At 61.7% G+C, this 266-nt stretch carries 1 protein-coding gene; it reads left to right on the top strand.

All coding sequences use genetic code 11. From position 1 onward, the window contains the following. Nucleotides 1-266 (top strand): hypothetical protein (locus XalbCFBP2523_RS16740; RefSeq protein WP_158250812.1); only part of this gene is annotated, 266 nt, incomplete at both ends.

Raw genomic sequence — 266 nt, 5'->3', positions numbered from 1 at the left:
ACCCCGCCGACGCGCCCACCGCGTTCGGATGAGCATCTCCAAGACTTCCGTCATCCGGGCCATGCGCTGCACTCGCGCTATACCCTGTTCAAGAACGCGCTGGAACAGTCCTGCACCCTGCCCAGGCATGGCGATAAATTGCCTTACGGTCCCGCGCAGCAGGAACGGCTGGCTGCCGGGTTCACCGACGCGCTCGGCATCAATCCGCAATACAGACACAACATCAAAGGCTTCAAGCAGCACGAGGGCCAACTGTTGGCCTACGA

Origin of the sequence: Xanthomonas albilineans (assembly GCF_002939705.1) — a bacterium.
Taxonomy (GTDB): Bacteria; Pseudomonadota; Gammaproteobacteria; order Xanthomonadales; family Xanthomonadaceae; genus Xanthomonas_A; species Xanthomonas_A albilineans.
This window is presented reverse-complemented; position numbering and strand designations above follow the sequence as displayed.